At 29.7% G+C, this 20,381-nt stretch carries 20 protein-coding genes; 10 read left to right on the top strand and 10 right to left on the bottom strand.

Translation table 11 applies throughout. The features are described from left to right. Window positions 1-31: 31 nt before the first annotated feature. The 3 genes from BVC87_RS07945 to BVC87_RS07935 form a co-directional block, all read right to left on the bottom strand. A complete protein-coding gene (locus BVC87_RS07945; protein ID WP_075341838.1) occupies window positions 32-325 on the bottom strand; it encodes a thioredoxin family protein in 294 nt (97 codons plus the stop codon). Between the two features lie 88 nt (window positions 326-413). Next, complete coding sequence (locus tag BVC87_RS07940) at window positions 414-1,637, bottom strand: metallophosphoesterase (protein ID WP_075341837.1); 1,224 nt, start codon at window positions 1,635-1,637, stop codon at window positions 414-416. A gap of 59 nt (window positions 1,638-1,696) precedes the next feature. Continuing rightward, complete coding sequence (locus tag BVC87_RS07935) at window positions 1,697-2,830, bottom strand: serine hydrolase domain-containing protein (RefSeq protein WP_075341836.1); 1,134 nt, start codon at window positions 2,828-2,830, stop codon at window positions 1,697-1,699. A 123-nt stretch (window positions 2,831-2,953) separates the two neighbouring features. Here BVC87_RS07935 and polA point away from each other — a divergent pair, with 123 nt between their 5' ends. Both polA and BVC87_RS07925 read left to right on the top strand, forming a co-directional pair. Next, the gene (gene polA / locus BVC87_RS07930) at window positions 2,954-5,767 is read left to right on the top strand and encodes a DNA polymerase I (RefSeq protein WP_075341835.1); all 2,814 of its coding nucleotides are present in this window, start codon (window positions 2,954-2,956) and stop codon (window positions 5,765-5,767) included. Between the two features lie 12 nt (window positions 5,768-5,779). Then, window positions 5,780-6,292, top strand: coding sequence for a GNAT family N-acetyltransferase (locus tag BVC87_RS07925; protein ID WP_075341834.1), 513 nt, complete (start codon window positions 5,780-5,782; stop codon window positions 6,290-6,292). Here BVC87_RS07925 and BVC87_RS07920 read toward each other — a convergent pair. Then, complete coding sequence (locus BVC87_RS07920) at window positions 6,284-7,708, bottom strand: KAP family P-loop NTPase fold protein (RefSeq protein ID WP_075341833.1); 1,425 nt, start codon at window positions 7,706-7,708, stop codon at window positions 6,284-6,286. The genes BVC87_RS07925 and BVC87_RS07920 overlap by 9 nt on opposite strands. 435 nt (window positions 7,709-8,143) lie before the next feature. On the opposite strand from BVC87_RS07920, the gene BVC87_RS07915 reads away from it, so the two are divergent. Beyond that, window positions 8,144-8,374 carry a hypothetical protein gene (locus BVC87_RS07915; protein WP_159439335.1) on the top strand — a complete coding sequence of 77 codons (231 nt, stop codon included), beginning with the start codon at window positions 8,144-8,146 and terminating at the stop codon, window positions 8,372-8,374. Between the two features lie 84 nt (window positions 8,375-8,458). Next, complete coding sequence (locus BVC87_RS07910; RefSeq protein WP_075341831.1) at window positions 8,459-9,730, top strand: DUF6734 family protein; 1,272 nt, start codon at window positions 8,459-8,461, stop codon at window positions 9,728-9,730. Window positions 9,731-9,746: 16 nt separating this feature from the next. Here BVC87_RS07910 and BVC87_RS07905 read toward each other — a convergent pair whose 3' ends face one another. The 3 genes from BVC87_RS07905 to BVC87_RS07895 form a co-directional block, all read right to left on the bottom strand. Then, entirely contained in the window at window positions 9,747-10,316 is a 570-nt protein-coding gene (locus BVC87_RS07905; protein WP_075341830.1) for a uracil-DNA glycosylase family protein, read from the bottom strand. 465 nt (window positions 10,317-10,781) lie between these two features. Further along, the gene (locus BVC87_RS07900; protein WP_075341829.1) at window positions 10,782-11,141 is read right to left on the bottom strand and encodes a Na(+)-translocating NADH-quinone reductase subunit F; all 360 of its coding nucleotides are present in this window, start codon (window positions 11,139-11,141) and stop codon (window positions 10,782-10,784) included. Further along, entirely contained in the window at window positions 11,141-12,496 is a 1,356-nt protein-coding gene (locus BVC87_RS07895; RefSeq protein WP_075341828.1) for a DEAD/DEAH box helicase, read from the bottom strand. The genes BVC87_RS07900 and BVC87_RS07895 overlap by 1 nt, the downstream gene beginning before the upstream one ends. A 68-nt stretch (window positions 12,497-12,564) precedes the next feature. On the opposite strand from BVC87_RS07895, the gene BVC87_RS07890 reads away from it, so the two are divergent. The 4 genes from BVC87_RS07890 (at window position 12,565) to BVC87_RS07875 (ending at window position 15,363) form a co-directional block, all read left to right on the top strand. Further along, a complete protein-coding gene (locus tag BVC87_RS07890; protein ID WP_075341827.1) occupies window positions 12,565-13,026 on the top strand; it encodes a Na(+)-translocating NADH-quinone reductase subunit F in 462 nt (153 codons plus the stop codon). 33 nt (window positions 13,027-13,059) lie between these two features. Continuing rightward, window positions 13,060-13,770, top strand: coding sequence for a DUF3592 domain-containing protein (locus BVC87_RS07885; RefSeq protein ID WP_075341826.1), 711 nt, complete (start codon window positions 13,060-13,062; stop codon window positions 13,768-13,770). A 6-nt stretch (window positions 13,771-13,776) separates the two neighbouring features. Further along, entirely contained in the window at window positions 13,777-14,592 is an 816-nt protein-coding gene (locus tag BVC87_RS07880; protein ID WP_075341825.1) for a LytR/AlgR family response regulator transcription factor, read from the top strand. Between the two features lie 108 nt (window positions 14,593-14,700). Beyond that, window positions 14,701-15,363, top strand: coding sequence for a CPBP family intramembrane glutamic endopeptidase (locus BVC87_RS07875; RefSeq protein WP_075341824.1), 663 nt, complete (start codon window positions 14,701-14,703; stop codon window positions 15,361-15,363). Window positions 15,364-15,427: 64 nt separating this feature from the next. Here BVC87_RS07875 and tig read toward each other — a convergent pair whose 3' ends face one another. Together tig and BVC87_RS07865 are read right to left on the bottom strand one after the other, a co-directional pair. Then, on the bottom strand, window positions 15,428-16,750 hold the full coding sequence (gene tig, locus BVC87_RS07870; protein ID WP_075341823.1) for a trigger factor: 1,323 nt from the start codon (window positions 16,748-16,750) through the stop codon (window positions 15,428-15,430). A 187-nt stretch (window positions 16,751-16,937) separates the two neighbouring features. Continuing rightward, window positions 16,938-17,285 carry a phage holin family protein gene (locus tag BVC87_RS07865; RefSeq protein WP_075341822.1) on the bottom strand — a complete coding sequence of 116 codons (348 nt, stop codon included), beginning with the start codon at window positions 17,283-17,285 and terminating at the stop codon, window positions 16,938-16,940. Window positions 17,286-17,389: 104 nt separating this feature from the next. On the opposite strand from BVC87_RS07865, the gene BVC87_RS07860 reads away from it, so the two are divergent. Further along, window positions 17,390-19,504, top strand: coding sequence for a M48 family metallopeptidase (locus BVC87_RS07860; RefSeq protein ID WP_075341821.1), 2,115 nt, complete (start codon window positions 17,390-17,392; stop codon window positions 19,502-19,504). A 4-nt stretch (window positions 19,505-19,508) separates the two neighbouring features. On the opposite strand, the gene BVC87_RS07855 is transcribed toward BVC87_RS07860, so the two are convergent. Continuing rightward, window positions 19,509-19,886 (bottom strand): hypothetical protein, encoded by a 378-nt coding sequence (locus tag BVC87_RS07855; protein ID WP_075341820.1) that lies wholly within the window; start codon window positions 19,884-19,886, stop codon window positions 19,509-19,511. A gap of 101 nt (window positions 19,887-19,987) precedes the next feature. Between BVC87_RS07855 and BVC87_RS07850 the strand changes: the two genes are divergently transcribed. Beyond that, window positions 19,988-20,287 carry a hypothetical protein gene (locus BVC87_RS07850; RefSeq protein WP_075341819.1) on the top strand — a complete coding sequence of 100 codons (300 nt, stop codon included), beginning with the start codon at window positions 19,988-19,990 and terminating at the stop codon, window positions 20,285-20,287. The last annotated feature ends 94 nt before the right edge of the window (window positions 20,288-20,381 follow it).

Here is a 20,381-nt window from a genome sequence, read left to right as displayed (position 1 = left end):
CTTCAGCCTTTTTTACTTGTTTTTATATTTATTAAAAGTATTGTTGTACTAATCCTATTAAGGTGTTAGCATCTTGCTCTCCTGTTTTCCTCCATTTCATTTCCCCATTTTTATAAATCATAAAAGTAGGATTTCCTTTCACTCTTAAGGCAGAAGCTAATATTTCGTTTTTTTTGATATCAATTTTTATCACCTTCGCTTTATCTCCTAAAGCTGCAGCAACGTCACGTAGTGTATCGATACTATTCTCTGAATCGTCCCAGTCAAAATAAAAGTCAATTAATACAGGCTTATCTATATTAATGATTTCACCAAACTTTGTCATTCTAAACTTTGTTTTGTCCTATATAGAGCTTAAAAGTACTATTTTTTTGTTAAGTAAGCCTTAACTTAATATTAAAATATACTGAAAATCAACCTTTTTTTAACTCAATAACGGTAATTTCAGGCCAGATACCCACTCTACCGGGAAATGCATGGTAGCCAAATCCTCTGTTTACATTAATATAACGACCAAATTCTTCATATAATCCTGCCCATTGTTTGTACACATATTGCGAAGGACTCCATCTAAAAAAGCCAGGTATTTCAATTCCAAATTGCAAACCATGTGTATGACCACTCAAAGTAAGTTGATAATTAAAATCATCTTTCTTTACCTTATATTCCCAGTGACTCGGATCATGACTCAGTAAAATTTTAAAATCATCCTTATGAATTCCTTCTGAAGCTTTTGCTAAATCTCCTGCTTGATTAAATCCTTTCCCCCAGTTTTCAACACCTACTAAAGCAATTCGTTCTCCATCTTTTTCTAGATAACGATGTTCATTTAGCAGTAAGTCAAAACCTATTTGAGGATGAATCTTTTTGATTGCATCAAAATTTGCTTTTTTGTCTTCTTCAGAATCCCATTGAGAGTAATCTCCATAATCATGATTTCCTAAGATAGAGAACTTACCTCTAGAAGCTTTTAGTTCTTTAAACATCGGAATCCAATCGTCCATTTCATGAGCAAAATTATTTACAATATCTCCTGTAAATAATACCACATCAGACTCTTGTTCATTAATTAAGTCAACTCCATACTGAATCTTCTCTTTATTATCAAAACTTCCAGAGTGAATATCTGTGATTTGCGTGATCGTAAAACCATCAAAAGTTTCAGGTAAATCTTTAAATGAAAGTTGATATTTCAATACTTTGTAATTGTACTTACCTCTAAAAATTCCATACAGCATACTTACAAATGGAATAGCAGCTACTCCTAAAGCCAATTGTGCTATAAATTTTCTTCTACTTGCTAAAGGTTGTGTTGTTTGATTAGAAAAAAATGAAATTCCTTTCCTTATCAATCGTACAACATCTTCTCCAAACATGAATAATAACACGAATAGCTTTGGCAATAATGCTAGCAGCATAAAACCTGCTGCCCATTGGAACTGTCTTGTTTGACCAGAGCTTCTATCTGATGAAAAAATAACATAGAAAAAATTTAGATATGCTAATACTCCAAAAGCTAGCCAACTATATTTAATCCATTTATTTTTTGTAACCATTTTAATTGCTTGAAAAGCATAAACCTCTAAAATGATGATTAGAGTAGAAATAATAAGTACAGGGATCACCCAACGCGGCATAATAAATATTTAAATGATCAAAAATACTACTTTTATCTTTTGCGTCTTTTATGTAGGATTTATTTTAAAACTTTAACTAATTCTTTAACAATTGCTTCAATATTTTTACTTGAAGAATTATCTAGTACTATAATACAGTTCTTTAATTTTTTATTTCTCACAAAACTTGTTCTGGCCCCTAACCAAGAACCATTATGGATATGTGCATCCTCACTTAGTATTATCCATCCAAAACCATAATTAGAAATTTCGCCATCCTTTAAAACTGTTGTTTTAAAAGCTTCGTTCATTGTATCTTCTGAAAGTAATGTATTGTGATTCCAAAATCTATCCCAAATAATTAAATCATCAATACTAGAAAATACACCTCCGTCTCCTGCAACTCCATCTAAAATCCCTGGTTTTATTTCTATTAAATCTCCTGATACATTTTTAAAAGACGATGTTTTATGTGCAAAATCTTTATCATTAGATACTAAATTCCAAACTCTGGTATTTTTCATATTTAACTTATCAAACAATTCTGTTTGCATAAATTCCTCAAATGACTTCCCTGAAACTTTTTCAATAATTCTTGCTAATAAAACATAGCATGTATTATTATATGTATATACTTCATTAGGTGAATTTACTAATGGTAAACTTTCTTTGGCTAGTAATTCTTCTGTTTTCGAAATGGTGAGTACATTTCCTATTTCTTCTTCATATTTACTCGGAAATCCCATATAAATATCTGGAATTCCAGAAGTATGCGTCAATAAATTTCTTATGGTAACATTTTGATATGGAAGTTCGGGCAGATACTTTACAATTGAATCATCAAAATCGAGTTTCTCTTGCTCTTTTAACAACATAATTCCAACTGCTGTGAATTGTTTTGATACTGATGCTAATCGAAAGGAAGATTGATTCGTTAATCTTTCATTTCTAGTGTAATTGGTATAACCATACGTCTTTTTCAACAAAACTTCGTCATTCTTAATCAATAGTACAGCTCCGTTAAACTTATTATCTTCTTGAAGTTTAGCAAGCCATTCATCTGCATTTTTTACTTTCTCGATTTGAGTATCGTTTTCATCGATTATCAAATCATCTACATTCGCTATTTGTTTACATGCCCAAAAGCTCAACGCTAAAAAGGCAACACTTCCAAACAGGATAAATCCGATCATAGTTTTCTTAATAATTTTCATAATAAATAGTTTTTTAAATTTAAATCTTTGGAAGCAAATAATATTCCATTGTTTCAAATTCTTGTATTTTTTTCCGAACAGCATTATTATTTTGTAGTTTTACAATCTTCAATTTTATAACTGATGAATACTAAAAAAAGACTTTTCTTATTAGACGCATATGCACTTATTTTCAGAGGATATTATGCTTTTATTAAAAATCCTAGAATTAACTCTAAAGGCTTAGACACATCTGCTATTTTAGGTTTTACAAATTCTTTATTGGATGTTATAAAAAAAGAAAAGCCAGATTATTTAGCGGTTTGTTTTGATAAAGGTGGTAGTGTAGATCGAAATGAAATGTTTCCTGAATACAAAGCTAACAGGCAAGAAACACCTGAAGCTATAAAAATAGCTGTCCCTTATATTGAACAGATTTTAGAAGCTATGAATATTCCTGCAATTGTTAAAGAGGGATATGAAGCCGATGATATTATTGGAACTTTAGCCAAAAAAGCAGAAAAAGAAGATTTGGTTACCTACATGGTGACTCCTGATAAAGATTATGCGCAATTAGTTTCAGAAAATATTTTTATGTACAAACCTCCTAGAATGGGGAATGGATATGAAAAATGGGGAATTGAAGAAGTACAACAAAAATTTGAAGTTGAAAGACCTGAACAAGTAATTGATTATTTAGGAATGATGGGGGATTCTGTGGATAATATTCCTGGATTACCTGGTGTTGGAGATAAAACTGCTAAAAAATTTATTACTGCCTACGGTAGTATGGAAGGTTTATTTGCTAACCTTCATGAACTTAAGGGTAAAATGAAAGAAAAGGTAGAAGCTAATCAAGAATTAGGTCTATTATCTAAAAAACTAGCTACAATAATGTTAGATGTTCCTGTGGAATTAGAACAAGACAAGCTAATTTTTGAACAGCCAGATATAGAAAAAACTAAGGCTATTTTTGCTGAGTTAGAATTTAGAAGACTTACGGATAACTTTGTAAAAACATTTACAACAGCACTATCAACTGAAACTACACAAACTTCTGCTAAAGCGAAAACCACTGACACTAATCAGTTTGATTTGTTTGCTACTCCGGGTTCAGGAACTAGCCAAACGAATGAAATTAATGGTTTTAAAACCATAAATAATACCTCTCATTTTTATCAATTGGTAAATACATCCTTAGCTAGAAAACTTTTATTAGAAAGGTTGTTACTACAAAAATCCGTGTGTTTTGACACAGAAACTACGGGATTAAAAGCACTTGAAGTAGAGTTAATTGGTATTGCATTTTCTTGGGAAGTAGGAAAAGGGTATTATGTTTCTTTCCCTGAAGACCAAGATGAAACGCAAACCATTGTTGAAGAGTTTTTACCATTTTTTGAAAATGAAGCCATTGAAAAAATAGGACACAATATTAAATATGATATTGAAGTATTATCGAACTATAATATTCCAGTACAAGGAAAATTATTCGATACTATGATTGCGCATTACTTGATTAATCCAGATATGCGACATAATATGGATATTCTATCTGAAACCTATTTAAATTACCAACCAGTATCTATCACTGAACTTATTGGTAAAAAAGGTAAAAATCAATTATCTATGCGTACTGTTGCTCTAGAAAAGCAAACAGAATATGCCGTTGAAGATGCCGATGTTACTTTACAACTCAAAGAACATTTTGAAAAGGAATTAGAAGAAGGAAAACTCACGAAATTATTCAACACAGTTGAAGTACCACTAGTTTCTGTATTGTCTGACATGGAAATAGAAGGTATTAATTTGAATACCGAATATTTAGCTTCTTTGTCAAAGGAATTAACCAGTGATATTCAAACTTTAGAGCAAAAAATATACGAACAAGCAGGAGAAGAATTTAATATTGCTTCACCTAAACAATTAGGTCCTATTCTTTTTGAAAAATTAAAATTAGTAGACAAACCTAAAAAAACGAAAACAGGTCAGTACTCTACTGCTGAAGATGTACTCTCTTCATTGAAAGAGCATCAAATTATTGCAGATATCTTAGAGTATCGCCAATGTAAAAAGCTACAAAGCACCTATGTAGATGCTTTACCTAATGAATTGAATCCAAAAACAAAAAGAGTTCATACGGTTTACGCACAAGCAGTTGCCGCAACAGGAAGATTAAGTTCTAACAATCCTAATTTACAGAATATTCCTATTCGAACTGAGAGAGGACAACAAGTTAGAAAAGCGTTTATTCCAAGAGATGAAAATCATACTTTATTAGCTGCCGATTATAGTCAGATAGAACTTCGAATTATAGCGGCTTTAAGCGAAGAAGAAACTATGATTAAAGCCTTTCAAGATGGAGAAGACATTCATGCTTCCACAGCAGCTAAGGTATTTAATGTAGCGCTTGATGAAGTAACTAGAGAACAGCGTAGCAATGCTAAAACCGTAAATTTTGGAATCATTTATGGAGTTTCTGCCTTTGGTTTAAGTAATCAAACCAATCTAACCCGTTCTGAATCGAAACAGTTAATTGATGCCTATTACGAAACGTATCCAAAGTTGAAAAACTACATGGCAAAACAAGTAGATTTTGCTAGAGAACATGGTTATGTAGAAACTGTTTTAGGTAGAAAACGTTATTTAAAAGATATCAATTCTAGAAATGCTATTGTTAGAGGTGCTGCAGAACGAAATGCTGTAAATGCACCAATACAAGGTAGTGCTGCTGACATTATTAAGTTGGCTATGATTAATATTAATAAGCGTTTTAAACAAGAGCAATTCAAATCAAAAATGTTATTACAGGTACATGATGAATTGGTATTTGACGCTCATAACGATGAGTTAGATATCATAACTCCTATTATTAAACAGGAAATGGAAAATGCATTTCAACTTTCTGTTCCTTTAGATGTGGAAATTGGTTTAGGTCAAAACTGGTTAGAAGCACACTAAACAAGTTATAGTATGGAGTTTCAGTTTAGAAAAGCTAGTACTTATGAGCTAGAAATTGCTTTGACTATGCTAAAAGAAGCTGCTAAAAAGCTTCAAACTAACAATATTAATCAATGGGAATATTGGTTGAATCCTCCTCAAGAAAAAATCGATTGGATTGAGGAAGGTTTTCATAACCATGAATTCTATTTCATTACGCAATCCGATACCATTTTAGGAATGTTTCGTTTACTAGACGAAGATCATTTGTATTGGGGTGTACAAAATGAAAAAGCAAAATATATCCATTCACTAGTAATTAAAGAAGCATTTACTGGTCTTCAATTAGGTAAAAGAGTTATTGAAAAACTTGGTCAGCTTGCCATACAGGAAAATACTTTTCTATTACGATTAGACTGCAATGCTGAAAATCAAAAGCTTTGTACTTACTACGAAAAACAAGGCTTTACTAAAGTCCGTGAAAAACAAATGCCACTTTCTCTAAACAATCTTTATGAGAAAAGGTTGGAGTGTATTTTAAGTTAAATTTAAAATCATCCTCTTATAATCAAGAAATGAGTAAGTGTAGGTATCTCTACGAAAAATTGGAAATCTAAATAAGTATTCAACGAAATAGTAGTCTACTCGCTTTTTAGATACACTTAAATTAGTCTTAAAAAAATCAAAGTTATTTAGAGCTAAATTCCCTACACTAACAGGATTTGTAGGAAAAAAAACAAAAATTAAAATAGACTTCCTGAATACACCGTTTTCTGTGGTAAATGAAGTCATATTTTCATCAACATCAAAATACTTATCCTTCAAACTATCATATCTAGCCAGCGCTACCCTATCTCCTTTTACATTATTTTGATAAAGAACTTTATCTATTACCCCTCTTTTAAAGGATAAGTTTAAGAACTGATCAAAAATTTCAGGTTCAAACTCTTTTAAAATTAAAAGATATATAGTTAAAATTGTCTCAAATAATGTTCCTCCATTTTTTCTTATTATGTTTGGCAAGTCAAAACCTAAATAATCTTCCTCTATTAAAGATTCAATCATCTTATATCTATTCAAAACCTTTTTTACTCTTCTAGGATTTTCAAATTTTAATACCCAAAAGAAGTTTGAGATTTCTCTAATCAAATTGATTTCTTCTCCATTTGTATCTGTATACTCTTCTCCTTCAAAATAGAAGCTTACCAATTTTTCTACATCATTCTCTTGAGGCATCGTAAATGATACGTCAAAAACTTTCTCTAAATATTCATTCGATTTTACCACATCACCATATTTAGTTTTAACTGCCTCATTAACTGCTTTCTTATCTATACCACACAGAAATATTGTTTTTTTACCAAACGTGAAAAATAATTTAATTGCTGAAAGTAAATTCAAAACACTCTCAGGTTCGCATCTATCTAAATCATCAATAAATATGATATTATATTCTGCTGACTTATCTTCTGTGGTTATACTCTCTTCCCAAGTTTCAAAATCTTTTTTGAATTTTTCTTTACGTTCAAAAAAAGATTCTTCTTCTACCTCTTTAATTATTTGACCCGCATTAATATTAAAAATAGGAGTTTTAAAGGTTAAAGACTTTGCAAAACCTTCCATTAATTTTTTACCATTTTTAATAAAAGCCTCATATTCCGAATTTGATTTCTCATATAAAAATTCAAGTAATGACTTAGGTAAATTATGATCACTTTCATATTCCCAAGCTTCAAAAAAGAATGCATTAAAAGAAATATGTAACTCTTTTTTTAAATACTTCATTAAAGTACTTTTACCACTCCCCCATTCTCCGTAAAGTGCAAAGAATTTAATTTTATTAAACTGGTGTTTATTTGATAGAAAAAAGGATTTAATAATATTTCCTTTATTTAGAATTCCTATATAATCGTTTTCTTTGGTAAGATTTTCTACAGGTAGGTTAGGGAGTAATTTGGTCATTTAGTTTTTAATTAAATATAAAAAAATCATTTCTTGATTTTAAAATTCTACATATTATTTATTTGCTCTATAAAAGTTATCAACACGAAAACGTGTTAGTTGCTTTCTTTAACATATCCTACTCTTTTTCGAATCTTTTTTCTTGTACATTTAATACTGATTTATTTGTGATTTTAACAATTAATCACATAAAACACGAAAGAGTTATGAAAGTTTTGAGGGATTTTTTGAGAAATATGAATTGTTAGCCAATATTCTTTTTTACTCTTTTTACAATATTCATTAGTTATGAATTGATTCTTTCTCTGAACAATGAATCAATCAAAAATAGATTGCGCAATCCAGACCGATAAAATTAAGGTCTAAAAACTATGATTTTCAAATATAGCGGAAACCGAAAAGCTTATGAGTAGGTACAACTTAATCAATCAAATCATGAAAAAAGAGATTCTAAAGCAAATTAAAGCTACAGTATTGAGTAAAAAAGAAACTCAAACTATTGTAGGAGGCTATAATGGTTCTTTTACTGGAAATTGTTCATTTATTATATGTGGTGGACAACAAAATACTGCTGGATGGGCAAGTAAACCTGGATGTCCTACAACTAGTTCTGGGAGAAGGTTGTATGTTTACAGACCTAATCCATCTTTATTTTGCTGGCAATAAATTAAGCCAATAATATGAAATACATGAGATTCTTCAATATAGGAGAATCTCATTCTTTAACTCCATTTATCTACAAACTACTACATGAAAATAATTCAAAGCTATTGGTCTAAACCTAGTCTACAACAATCTGAAGACCCAAATTCTAGATTTAAAGGAGGGTGGTTACATCAAAAATACTCCTTTTATAGCCAAGCATTAAGTTGCCTTAGCTTTAAAGAGTTTTATGCTGATGTTGAATTGTATACTGACCAAAAAGGAAAAGAACTTTTTATAGATGCATTACACATTCCCTACACAAAAACTCATATTACTTTAGACGCTATAGACTCTTACGATTCTAAATTATGGGCTTTAGGAAAAATAATGACCTATGCAGCACAAAATACTCCATTTATTCATGCAGATTCTGATGTATACATATGGGAAAAACTTCCTGAAGGTTTAACTTCTAGTCGATTATTTAGTCAAAACTTAGAAATTAATTTTCCTGCTTATCAATCTGCTCTTGATGATATTTTAAAGCATTTTGATTGGGTACCTACTGAAATTATTAATGCGTTGTATATAAACAAAGAGATTCACGCTTTTAATGCTGGAATTATTGGTGGACATGATTTAGACTTCTTCCAGCTTTTAAAAGAAAGAGTATTTAAATTTATTGATGTAAATTCTCATCTTTTACATCAAATAGATGTTGGAATTTTTAATACTATTTTTGAACAACAATTGGGTTATGCTATAGCTCAAAAAAAGCAAATTCCTGTTCAATATTACTTAGATCATGTAGACTCTGACTTTTCTCAGGTAATTAATTTTCACACTGTACCTTTTAAATCTAAATATGTGCATTGCATTGGTTATGCTAAAAAATCGATATTTGCCTGTGAACAACTCGAAGCTAGATTCAAATATCATTATCCAGATTTTTACCTGCAATTAAATCAAAATTTAAAAACTCATTTTCCTAACGACAATTTTGAAAGTGATTTTTCTAACCAACGATTTGAATACTTATTTACAATTTATGATTGGTTAAATCAAACAAGTTTAGACGGTATTTTTAATACTCAGTTTCAACTCAACTCTAGTGTAGAAGTTTTACAAGAAAATGATTCTTATTACCTACAATATTCTTTACCTCAAAATGGAGTACTTCAAAAAGAAGAACTAAAAGATTGGTTAGCTATACTATTGTACTTTGAAGAACCAACTACCATAAAAGAATTATATGACGAATTATGTGAAGACGAAGATTTCTTAAAAGAAATGAATAAGAATGAATTAAAAAATAAGTTAATCTCATTTGTAATGGATAAACTTTTATTACTTGAAATTCTTACAGTTCATCTCTAATACAAAAATTCCTCTATTATTCTTGTATAATTTCTCTTACTCTTGACTGCAATTCTGGAACTACAAATTTTTCAAACCATTCATTCTTTTTTAACCAAAATCTATTTCTTGGTGAGGGATGTGGTAGTACAAAATAATTAGGAAAATAATCTTCGTAATGATTCACCGTCTCTGTTAATGTTCTTTTAGCATCTTTACCTAAATAATATTGCTGAGCATACATTCCTATTAATATTGTTAATTCTAATTTAGGCATATGATCCAAGACTTGTTTGTGCCACTTTGGTGCACATTCTTTACGAGGTGGTAAATCTCCAGATTTTCCCTTACCCGGATAACAAAATCCCATTGGCATTATGCCAAATAAATCTGGATTATAAAACTGATCATCACTTACATTTAACCACTTACGCAATTGAACTCCACTTGGATCGTTCCATGGTATACCTGTTTTATGAACCCTAGTTCCTGGGGCTTGACCAATAATCATTATTTTAGATAATTCATTCACATGTACCACTGGCCTTGGCTCTATATAAGCTTCACACAATGTACAATTTTTAATTTCTGAAAGTAGTTCTTGCATTTAGTATTTTGGGTAAAAAAAACACTTACTATTTTTCCTAAATAGTAAGTGCCCTCGTTAACGATTTTTCTTATTAATTTCTTAAAGCGTAACTAGCTCCACTTCCGAAGTCAGCTAGTAGTCCAACTAAATTTTTTAAAAAACCATTAACCTTCTTAAGTAATAATTTCCCCATGATAGTTAATAATTTAAAATAATCCCAATACAAAGATAAGACTTAAACACATGTTTTTCAAAGGGTTTTACCTAATTCTGTGTTAAATGTTAAAAAATTAGCATAAATGGATTAAAAATCTTTATAGATTACAGGTTAATAGTTAAAAACATGGTGTTTTTACCATAAATCGGGCAACCATTTTGGTTCATTAAAAGGTGTTTTTTGTCAAATACACAACAAAAACAAGCTTTTAACTACTTAAAACGAAACATATTAGCCTTTATTTTAAACCAATCTTGATTTGCACTTTAAAATTTTACAAAATCTTCAAATGCAAAATAATAAGGTTGATCTTTAAAAACTGGTAAATCTACACTTTCGGCATTAGCTATTCCAACACCTGCATACCAAACTTTGGCATTTTGTTTCTTGGCATGCGCTACAAAAGTCTCCATCCATAGCACATCATAATCATTAGGATTTTGTAAGTTTTTTGTTGCTTTTACCAACACGAAAATTGTAGGTTCTCCTTTTTTAAATAACACAAACTGAGGATGCCTTTTAAGCTGACTATTTATGGCTACAAATTCATATCCCATTTCTTGTAATTTCTTACCTACCATATTCATTGCCAGATTATGTAATTCTTGCTCAGATAATGCTCTCATTACTTCTTTTTATTTCTTTTATTGAAGTTTTTATCCCCTTTTGTTTTCGGTTTTTTATACTTTTTTGCAATTTCTCTTCTATAGCTACCACCAAGATTTACCTTTTTATTTTTTTCCTTCTTTTCATGAAATGCTGGTCCAGGTACATATTCTTGAGAAGTTCTATTTCTAGATTGCGATGCATCTTCTTTAGGTCTTTCCTCTTCGGTAAGTTGCTTTGATATTTCAACAGGTTCTGGAATTTCAAGTAATGGAATTTCATAATCCATCAATGTCTCAATACTCTGTTTTGCTTCCTTTTCTTTTTCGGTTACTAGTAATATGGATTTCCCCTTATGCTCTGCCCTACCCGTTCTACCAATTCTATGCATATAATTTTCTGCATATTGTGTTGGGTTAAAACTAATAACATGAGATATTTCTTGTAGATCTAATCCTCTTGCTATAACATCAGTTGCAATTAGGATTCTATGTTTTCCTTCATTAAAATTCTCTATCGATTTAATACGATAATTTTGAGTTTTATTGGAATGAATTACACAATTTTGTCCAGGAAATTCTTCTTCTAATAAATTAAAAATTCGATCTGCATTTCTTTTATTAGGAGCAAAGATTAGAACTTTATTATATTCCTGTTTATCAAACAACAAGAAATTTATTAAATTAATTTTAGTATAAAAATTAGGTGTATTATAGGTAGACTGTTCAATATTATCTAATGGTGTACCACTAACTGCAATTGCTATTTTTTGGGGTGCTACAAAGAAATCTTCAATCAACCCATCTACTTCTTCTGTCATGGTAGCAGAAAACATAATATTCTGTCTCTTTGGAGGTAATAAATCAAAAATATTCAATAGTTGAAATCTAAAACCTAAGTCTAGCATTACGTCCACTTCATCTATAACTAACTTTTGTATCGATTTTAACTTTAACACTCTACTTAAAGCCAAATCATATAGTCTACCAGGTGTAGCTACAATAATATCCGCTCCTTCTGCAACTGCTTGTTTATGTCTATTTAAATTCACTCCTCCATATACACCTAGCACTCTTAAAGTAATATATTTAGCTAATTTCTCTATTTCGTCAACCACTTGTAATACGAGCTCACGAGTAGGCACTAAAATCAAAACTCTTGGTGTTAACTGTTTAGAAAACTTTAAATCTCTCAATATTGGTAAAACATAAGCAAAAGTTTTACCTGTACCTGTTTGTGCTATACCAACAACATCTTTTCCTGATCTTACTTTTGGGAAAGCTTGAACTTGAATTGGGGTTGGTTTTTCAAAACCTAAATCTGCAATTGAGTTTCTAAGTGGGTTAGATAAATCTAAATCTTCAAATGTGACCATTTAACATAATTTCCGCAAAGGTACAACCATTATTTTGTATATTTAATCGGATTAAAAGTAATGTAAGTATGAATACACCTAAACGTTTAGAGAAAGCTTTAATCAAATTATATAATGCTTTTCATAATAATGAATTGAACCCTGAATGCTGCTCTGCTTGTGCAGTTGGAAATATTTTAGATAATCATGATAGCTGGAAACATTTATCTGATGAACACGGTTCTTTAGAACTAAGTTATGTAGGTAGAGTACATCAACGATTAGGAAGACGATTTAATGGATATTCTCCTTTAGAACTATTACATATTGAGAAAGTTTTTTTAGAAGCTTGTGGTTTTACAGTGCCTTTATGTCATTATAATCAAAAGCCTCATAATCCTACAAATAAGGATAATTTATTTAATGGCTTATGTTCAGTTGTTGCTTACTTATGTCAGTTAGAGGGCATACAAAACGTTATGGATTATTCTAAAATATTTGAGTTTGAAGATGAAAATCCTGTCTATAAATTTGATGTTATTTACAGTTAAAATTCATTATTAAGACTCGTACTTAAAATAGCTATGACCAAAAACACTATTGTTAATTTAGCTAAATGCATACCTTTTTGCGTTGGGGCTGTTTTATTATATTTCTCTGCAAAACAAATTATTGATACTAGTACTTTTATTAAAAAGTCTACACTAACAAAAGGATATGTTTTTGGTTTTACAACAGAGTATGGTAGTTCTAGTTCAGATAGTAATACATATTACACAGATGTTTATTTTAAAGATAATACAAACAAAACTGTCTATATAAGATCTTCAAGTTCCTCTTCGTTTGTAACTGATGAAATTGGCGATGAAGTAAATGTACGTTACATAATTGGCAAGAGTAATGAAGGAAGAATATCGAGCTATTTTTTTGATATGTGGGGACCGCCAATACTACTTGCCGCTATTGGTATTTTACCAACTATTGTTGGCTTTATGCTATTATGGAATGTAATAATAGATATCTACAACAAAAGAAACGCGAAAAACTTCACAAGAATTATAAATCCTAATATCAGTAAAATACATGTAGATCATTCATTAGTAGTAAGCGGAGAATCACCATATATCATTGAAGCAGAATGGCACGATCATAAAACCAAAGAAACACATACATTTGTAAGTGAAAATTTATGGGAAAATCCAACTGATAAAGTAAAAAATCAAATAGTAGTTAAAGTAGATACTGATGATTACAGTAAATATTGGATGGATATATCCTTTTTAAAAAGGAATTAAGAGTATATGTTTTTTAAAGATCGATTATTACGTTTTTATAGAGATAAAAATAATATAATAAAGAATATGTTTATTCTTACTGCATTATCTCTTTTTACAAGCCACTTAACAAATTACAACACTAATGAAGACTATAACTTCCCATTAATTTCTACAGTAATTTCCATAGCAATAGGTACAGTAATAGGAATTATAGCAGACCTAAATTTTAAATATTTCGAAAGAAAAAACATATTTGCTACCGTAAATTGGACTACAATATCTTATTACGTTTTTTCTACTTTAGGTTTAATCACCTTACTATATATTCCTTTTTACCTTCTAGCTATTTGGTTAGCTGGAACTCCATTTCTTTTTTATTATTTCTTTATTGGATTATTAACTACCTTACTTCTAAGTTGCATTGCTATTGCATTACTCTATGGTGAAAAAATTTATAAACTCCATAAATTCGGTGTTTTAGGAGATCACTTGAAAATTAAAAAAAACGGAAAAACATCTGTTATCCCATATTCAGAAATTGCTTATTTATATAGCCAAGAAAAGGTTGTGTATTTAATAAAAAACAACAGTGAGTTAGTGAGCACAGAATTTACACTTCAAAAACTAGAAGAGCAGTTAAATAGTCAATTATTTTTTAGAGCGAACAGACAGTTTATAATTCATGTAAATGCTATACAAGAAATTATTTCTGCTCAAAACGGTAAATTAATTGTATCTCTAAACCCAGATCCAACAGAAAAAAATCAATCTGAATTAATTATAAGTCGTTACAAAAAGAAAGAGTTTTTAGCTTGGTTTGAAAATAAGCTTTCTAACTAGTGTTTTTCAGTCGTTATTTTGCTACCATTCAGTAAAAACCCAGCAAAATTAGTAGTTTCATGATTTTACTTGTTGTTATTTCGTCCTCGAATTTAACAGCAAACACACATGAATACTTCTTTATTTACTTCTAAAATTTTACCGGTATTAACTATTATACTTGTTTTGGTTTTTTGGAAACTGCCTTTAGGGCTTAATTATTTCGAAATGATTATAGCAACTATAATTATTTGTCTAAGTAGCTTCATTGAATTCAAATCTAAATTTTTAAAGAAATTAGGGTTCCACCGCAAGAACTTTACTATTAAAAATCTACTGATAAAAGCTCCTCTGATCGCTATTGGTCTTTTTATATTATACTTTTATATACTACTTCCTGTAATTACAAAAATCACACAACAGCCTATAGATTATTCTGGTTTTAATACCATTAAAAACAATCCTACTCTACTTATAATTTCTTTGATTTTCATATGGGTTTCTGCAGCATTTGGAGAAGAAATGGTATGGAGAGGCTATTTTATGAAACAGTTTGTTAAATTTTTCGGTGACGGGAAATTAAGTATAGGTATTAACATTATTCTATTCGGAATTCTTTTTGGTTTTTTTCACGCATATCAAGGAATAACAGGACAAATAGTAACTGCAATTTTAGGGGCTATACTTGGGTTTATTTTTTACAAAAACAAATACGATTTATGGTTTAATATAATCGTACACGGTGTTTTTGATTCCATTGCATTAATGGGCCTTTATTTTGGTTTCTTATAAGAGTTCCGAAATAAAAAAGGCGAAGTGAAACACTTCGCCTTTGGTATTTATATAATTAAATATATTATTTGTACACCTCTTTAATAAAGTCTTCGTAACTTAATTCTTTACTTTTAAACTTCATTTTTTCTTTAAAGAAAGCTAATAATTTTTGAGATAATAATTGCGTTTGTAAGCGTTGTGCTTCATCTTTATTAGATAAAACTCTACCTGCAATATTATTTAGCTCTTCTTCTTCTGGATTCATATTTCCAAATTGAGCCATTTGAGCTTTGATGAAACCTTTAGCATAGTCTAATAACTCATCATATTCAAGATTAATTCCATTATCTTTCATAATCTTTCCTTCGATTAATTGATAACGTAATCCTTTTTCTGATTTGTCAAATTCTTCTTTAGCTTCTTCTAGAGATAATTCTTTCTCTCCAGCAGTTTGTAACCATTTTTGTAAGAAAGCTTCAGGTAAATCAAATTTTGTGTTTTCAATTAAATGCTCAGTAATTGCATTTAATAATTGCTGATCTGCTTGTTGTTGAAATTGCTTTTCAGCATCTTCTTTAATCTTCTCTTTTAATTCAGTAGCTGTTTTTACACTTCCATCAGGGAATAATTTATCAAACAACTCTTGATCTAAATCAGCTAATTCAGTTTTATTAATTTCTTCTACTGTAAAAGTTACTTTCACATCTAACTCTTCTGCGACTTCGTTAGTAACTCCTAATACTTGAGATAATTTAGTATCTTCTTCGAAAAGTTTCTTAGTATCTAACTCAATAACGTCTCCAACTTTAGCTCCGATTAATTTCTTTTCGTTTTTCTTTCCTTTTAAATCGTTAACTAAGAATGTAGATTTTTTGTTGATTTCTTTTTCTTCGTTTACAAAAGTTCCAGTAACATTAGAATGCTCTTCAGCTTCTTCTAAAGAAATCAACTTACCATAACGAGATTGAATATTTTCAACTTCTTTTTCTAGTAAGTCTTCAGTAGCAACAATCTTATACTCTTTAATTTTGTTTTTACCATCTAAATCTACATCAAATTCAGGTGCTAATCCTAATTCAAACTCAAAAGAAAACTGCTCAGTATCCCAAGAAAAATCATCTTTTACTACAGGTAATGGATTACCAAGAATATCTAACTTTTCTTCAACTAGAAATTTGTTTAAACTCTCTTGTAAAAGTTTATTAACTTCATCTATCAAAACAGCTTTACCATACTGTTTTCTAACCATTCCCATTGGTACATTACCTTTTCTAAAACCAGGAATGTTAGCTTTTTTACGATAATCATTTAAGATATCAGTTACTTTATCTTTATAATCTTCGGCAACAATATCAACTTTTACAATGGCGTTTAACGCGTCTACGTTTTCTTTTGTTATATTCATTTGACTACTATTCTTCTTAAAAAAATTGGCTGCAAAATTACTATTTTTATATTTTACTACCAAGCGTTTTATACAATTGAAATTAAGATACTTACTATCTTTCTATTTATACTTTAGACCTCTTTCCTATTAGAGTAGAGAATTAAGCTACAAATACACTTAATAAAAACAGTCTTTTACTTGTCTTCTATTTTTCTTCGTCTTTTAACAACTTAAATAAAATAGACCTAAATAATGATAATAAAAGACTAAATATCAAGGCTGAGAAAAAACCACTTACATAAAATCCTGTCACTAATTTTCCTGCTAGTAGAATAACAATTGCATTAATTACAAATAGAAATCCTCCTAATGTAAGTATGGTTACTGGCAATGTTAAAATAACCAATATTGGACGAACAAACATATTGAGTCCGGCTATTACAAATGCTACAATTATAGCTGTTAAATAATCATTTACAATAATTCCATCTAATACGTTTGAAAGTACAATTACAGCAAAAGCTGTTAATAATAATTTTAATACGAGTTTCATTCTTATTTTTTGAATTTATTAATAGCGATAACTATACCAAAGCATAAAACAGGAAACTTTGGCAGCTTTATATTTTTTTGTATTTTTCCAAAAAATTGAAAACTATGAATACTAAGACCTTAGATTTTTATCCTAAAAATCCTGAAAACATTTCTAAAGAATTTACCAAACTACATTCTTCATACAAAACAAGAGCGTTCCTAGCTATTTTAGCTATTATTTTATTTTTTGTTTTGTATGCAGGGTTAGTATTCGGTTTAGGACTTTTAACCTACAAAGCTGTGATTTATGAAATAGAAAATATCAATAAAATAACTATTTTAATTAAAATTGGAGCTATAGCTGGTAGTGCAATGCTTTTTGTATTTACCTTAAAGTTTTTATTTAAACTAAAAAATCCAAAGCCTGAAAATAGAATCAAACTTAATAAAGAGGAGTATAAAAATATTTGGGATTTTGTATTTAAAATTTGTGAAGATACTGGAGCTCCAAAGCCTAAGAACATTTATGTAGATCCTGATGTTAATGCTTATGTGTCTTATACTAATATTTGGTTAAGCCTCTTTTTACCTATGAAAAAAGAGCTTACTATCGGATTAGGATTAGTAAACACACTTAACTTAACTGAATTTAAAGCAGTTATTAGTCATGAATTTGGACATTTTGCTCAAAAAGCCATGAAAATTGGAAGTTATATCAACTCTGCTAACACTATTATTCATGATATGATTTTTTCTAGAGATAAATGGGATGACCTTCTAGATCAATGGAGAGCTTCTGATATTCGTTTATCTGCAGCAGCTTGGGTAATTACTCCAATTATTTGGCTAATACGTAGCATATTGTCATTATTTTATCAATTTTTAAATATCATGTATTCTTCTCTATCTAGAGAAATGGAATTTAATGCTGATAAAGTGGCAGTAAGCACATCTGGTAGCCAAGCTATTGTATCTGCATTATGGAAATTAGACACTGGCTTTGAAAAATGGAATGATACTATTGGACATGCGTACTTAGCTTCTAAGAAAAAAGTATTTTCTAAAAATTTATACGAGCACAATCTTATAGCTTTAAGCAACATTAAGGAAAAACAGTATGAAACACTAAACAGCTTACCGATTGACACTAATGGTAATAAACAGTTTTTTTCTTCTTCTGAAAATTCAAAGGTTGATATGTATGCTAGTCATCCACCAAACAATCTACGCGAGCAAAATGCGAAAGCTCCTTTTATTGATGCTATAGAAGACGAAAGGTCTCCATGGATTCTTTTTGATAACCAGACCAAACTTCAACAAGAAATGAGTGAACTTATTTATGAGAAGTATATTCAGAAGAAACCTGAGGAATATTCAAATGTAGAGGTATTTGAGAATTTTATTGCTCAAGAAACTCAAGGGAAAGAGTTATTGGAAGAATATCAAAATACATTTTTGAATCGGTTTTTACATGTTGAAAGTGAAAAAGAGATACAAAAAAGTGCTTCAAACTATACTGAAATTAATAAGTCTAGTATTCAAGTACTAAAAGATGAGTTAACAACACTTATGCTTCCCGTTAATGATATAGAGACATTGATACTTAAAGCCGTGGATATTGCTAATGGAACAACTAAAGAAGGAACTTTGGAATTCCAAGGAAAAACATATCATAAAAAACAAATTGAAGAAGGTTATAAAGTGCTCTTGGCCGAAAGAGACAAACTTTTAAATGAAAGTTTCAAGAATTGGGATATTAAGTTTTGCGCCACTCATTATGCATTAGCAAAAAGTATAGGCACTGAACAATCTTTAATGAATGTTTATAGGCAGCATAAAGTTATTATTGAGATTTACCAAGCTGTAATAAACACCAGAAACCACATTATTAACGAATTCAATAAACTACAAGAAAAATCTGATGTTGAAGAACATCAAGTAATAACTTTCAGTACTGTTATTAAAGACATGGTAGTGAAGCTAAATGATGAGATCAATAAAATAGATGAGAAAACATTTATTCCTATGTCTAACATTGATGATGCTACCGAATTTAAAGAAGCTATCATCGATGGCGGAAAATTTGAACGAGGTGAAGGGAATATTTTCCAGAATGGATCTTTCAACCTTATTATGAATAACTTAGACGCAGCAACTTCTCATTTACAAAGGTTAGAACAAAAAAGTATTGGTTTAATCTTAATGATGCACCATGAGCTACAAAAAAATCTAAGTTAAAGGTCTACTCTTTTTTAAGTAGCTTATTTACCTTATCCTTTAATAAGGTATTAACTTCTTTATCACTCAACAACAACTTTAGAAGTTCCTCTTTTACTTTAAATTCAATATTTTCGTTTGCATAAAGTGAATTAGGTTCTTCTACAATATCCGCAACTAACATTTTTCCTTTGCCAGTTAACAACCAAGTTGGATTAATGTCTGGAAAAGAATTTAGAATTTTGTTTAACACATTGCTTTTAAATGAAGCTTTTCTTCTAATTGCTGTACCTATTGAATTATTTGACACATTGATCCTATCTTCAAAAGACTTGATATTCATGTTTTTAAACACAATTATCTGTTCTACTCTTTTATATGTTTCATCAATGTAGTTAGTCATAAAAACAACTTTTTTCTAAAATTATTTTAATTTTGTTTCTATTTTTAGAATTTTGTTTGTACATTTGTAATGCAGTACGTACAAAACTCGTACAAATATAAATGAAAAAGTACTGCTTTTACTTAAAAAGAATTGTAGTTTTTATGATTACAGCAATGCAACGAAAAGAATTAGAAAAGATTAAACCACCTAAATACAGAGAAAGAGTTAGAGAATATCTAGTAGAAAAGGGTGAAATTTTTTCTATTGAGACCATACAAAAGGTCTACTCTGGTAAACGAAATAATTTAATTATTGAGAAAGCAATTATTAGTGTTTTCGGTAATTACATGGAAGAAAAGAAACTGATTGACTCAAGTATTGATAAAGTAATTGATCAAATTAATAAAGGTATCCCTTAAGTTTTCTACTCGATTATATAAGGACGGGGGCAACGAGGCAATAAACGTAGTGTTTATTCGTCTCGTTTTTTTATATGCAATACCAAAAATTAAA

It is taken from the genome of Tenacibaculum agarivorans (assembly GCF_001936575.1).
In the GTDB taxonomy this organism is placed as follows: Bacteria; Bacteroidota; Bacteroidia; order Flavobacteriales; family Flavobacteriaceae; genus Polaribacter; species Polaribacter agarivorans.
Note: the sequence above shows the minus strand (reverse complement) of the source record. Positions and strands in the feature narration are given on the sequence as shown.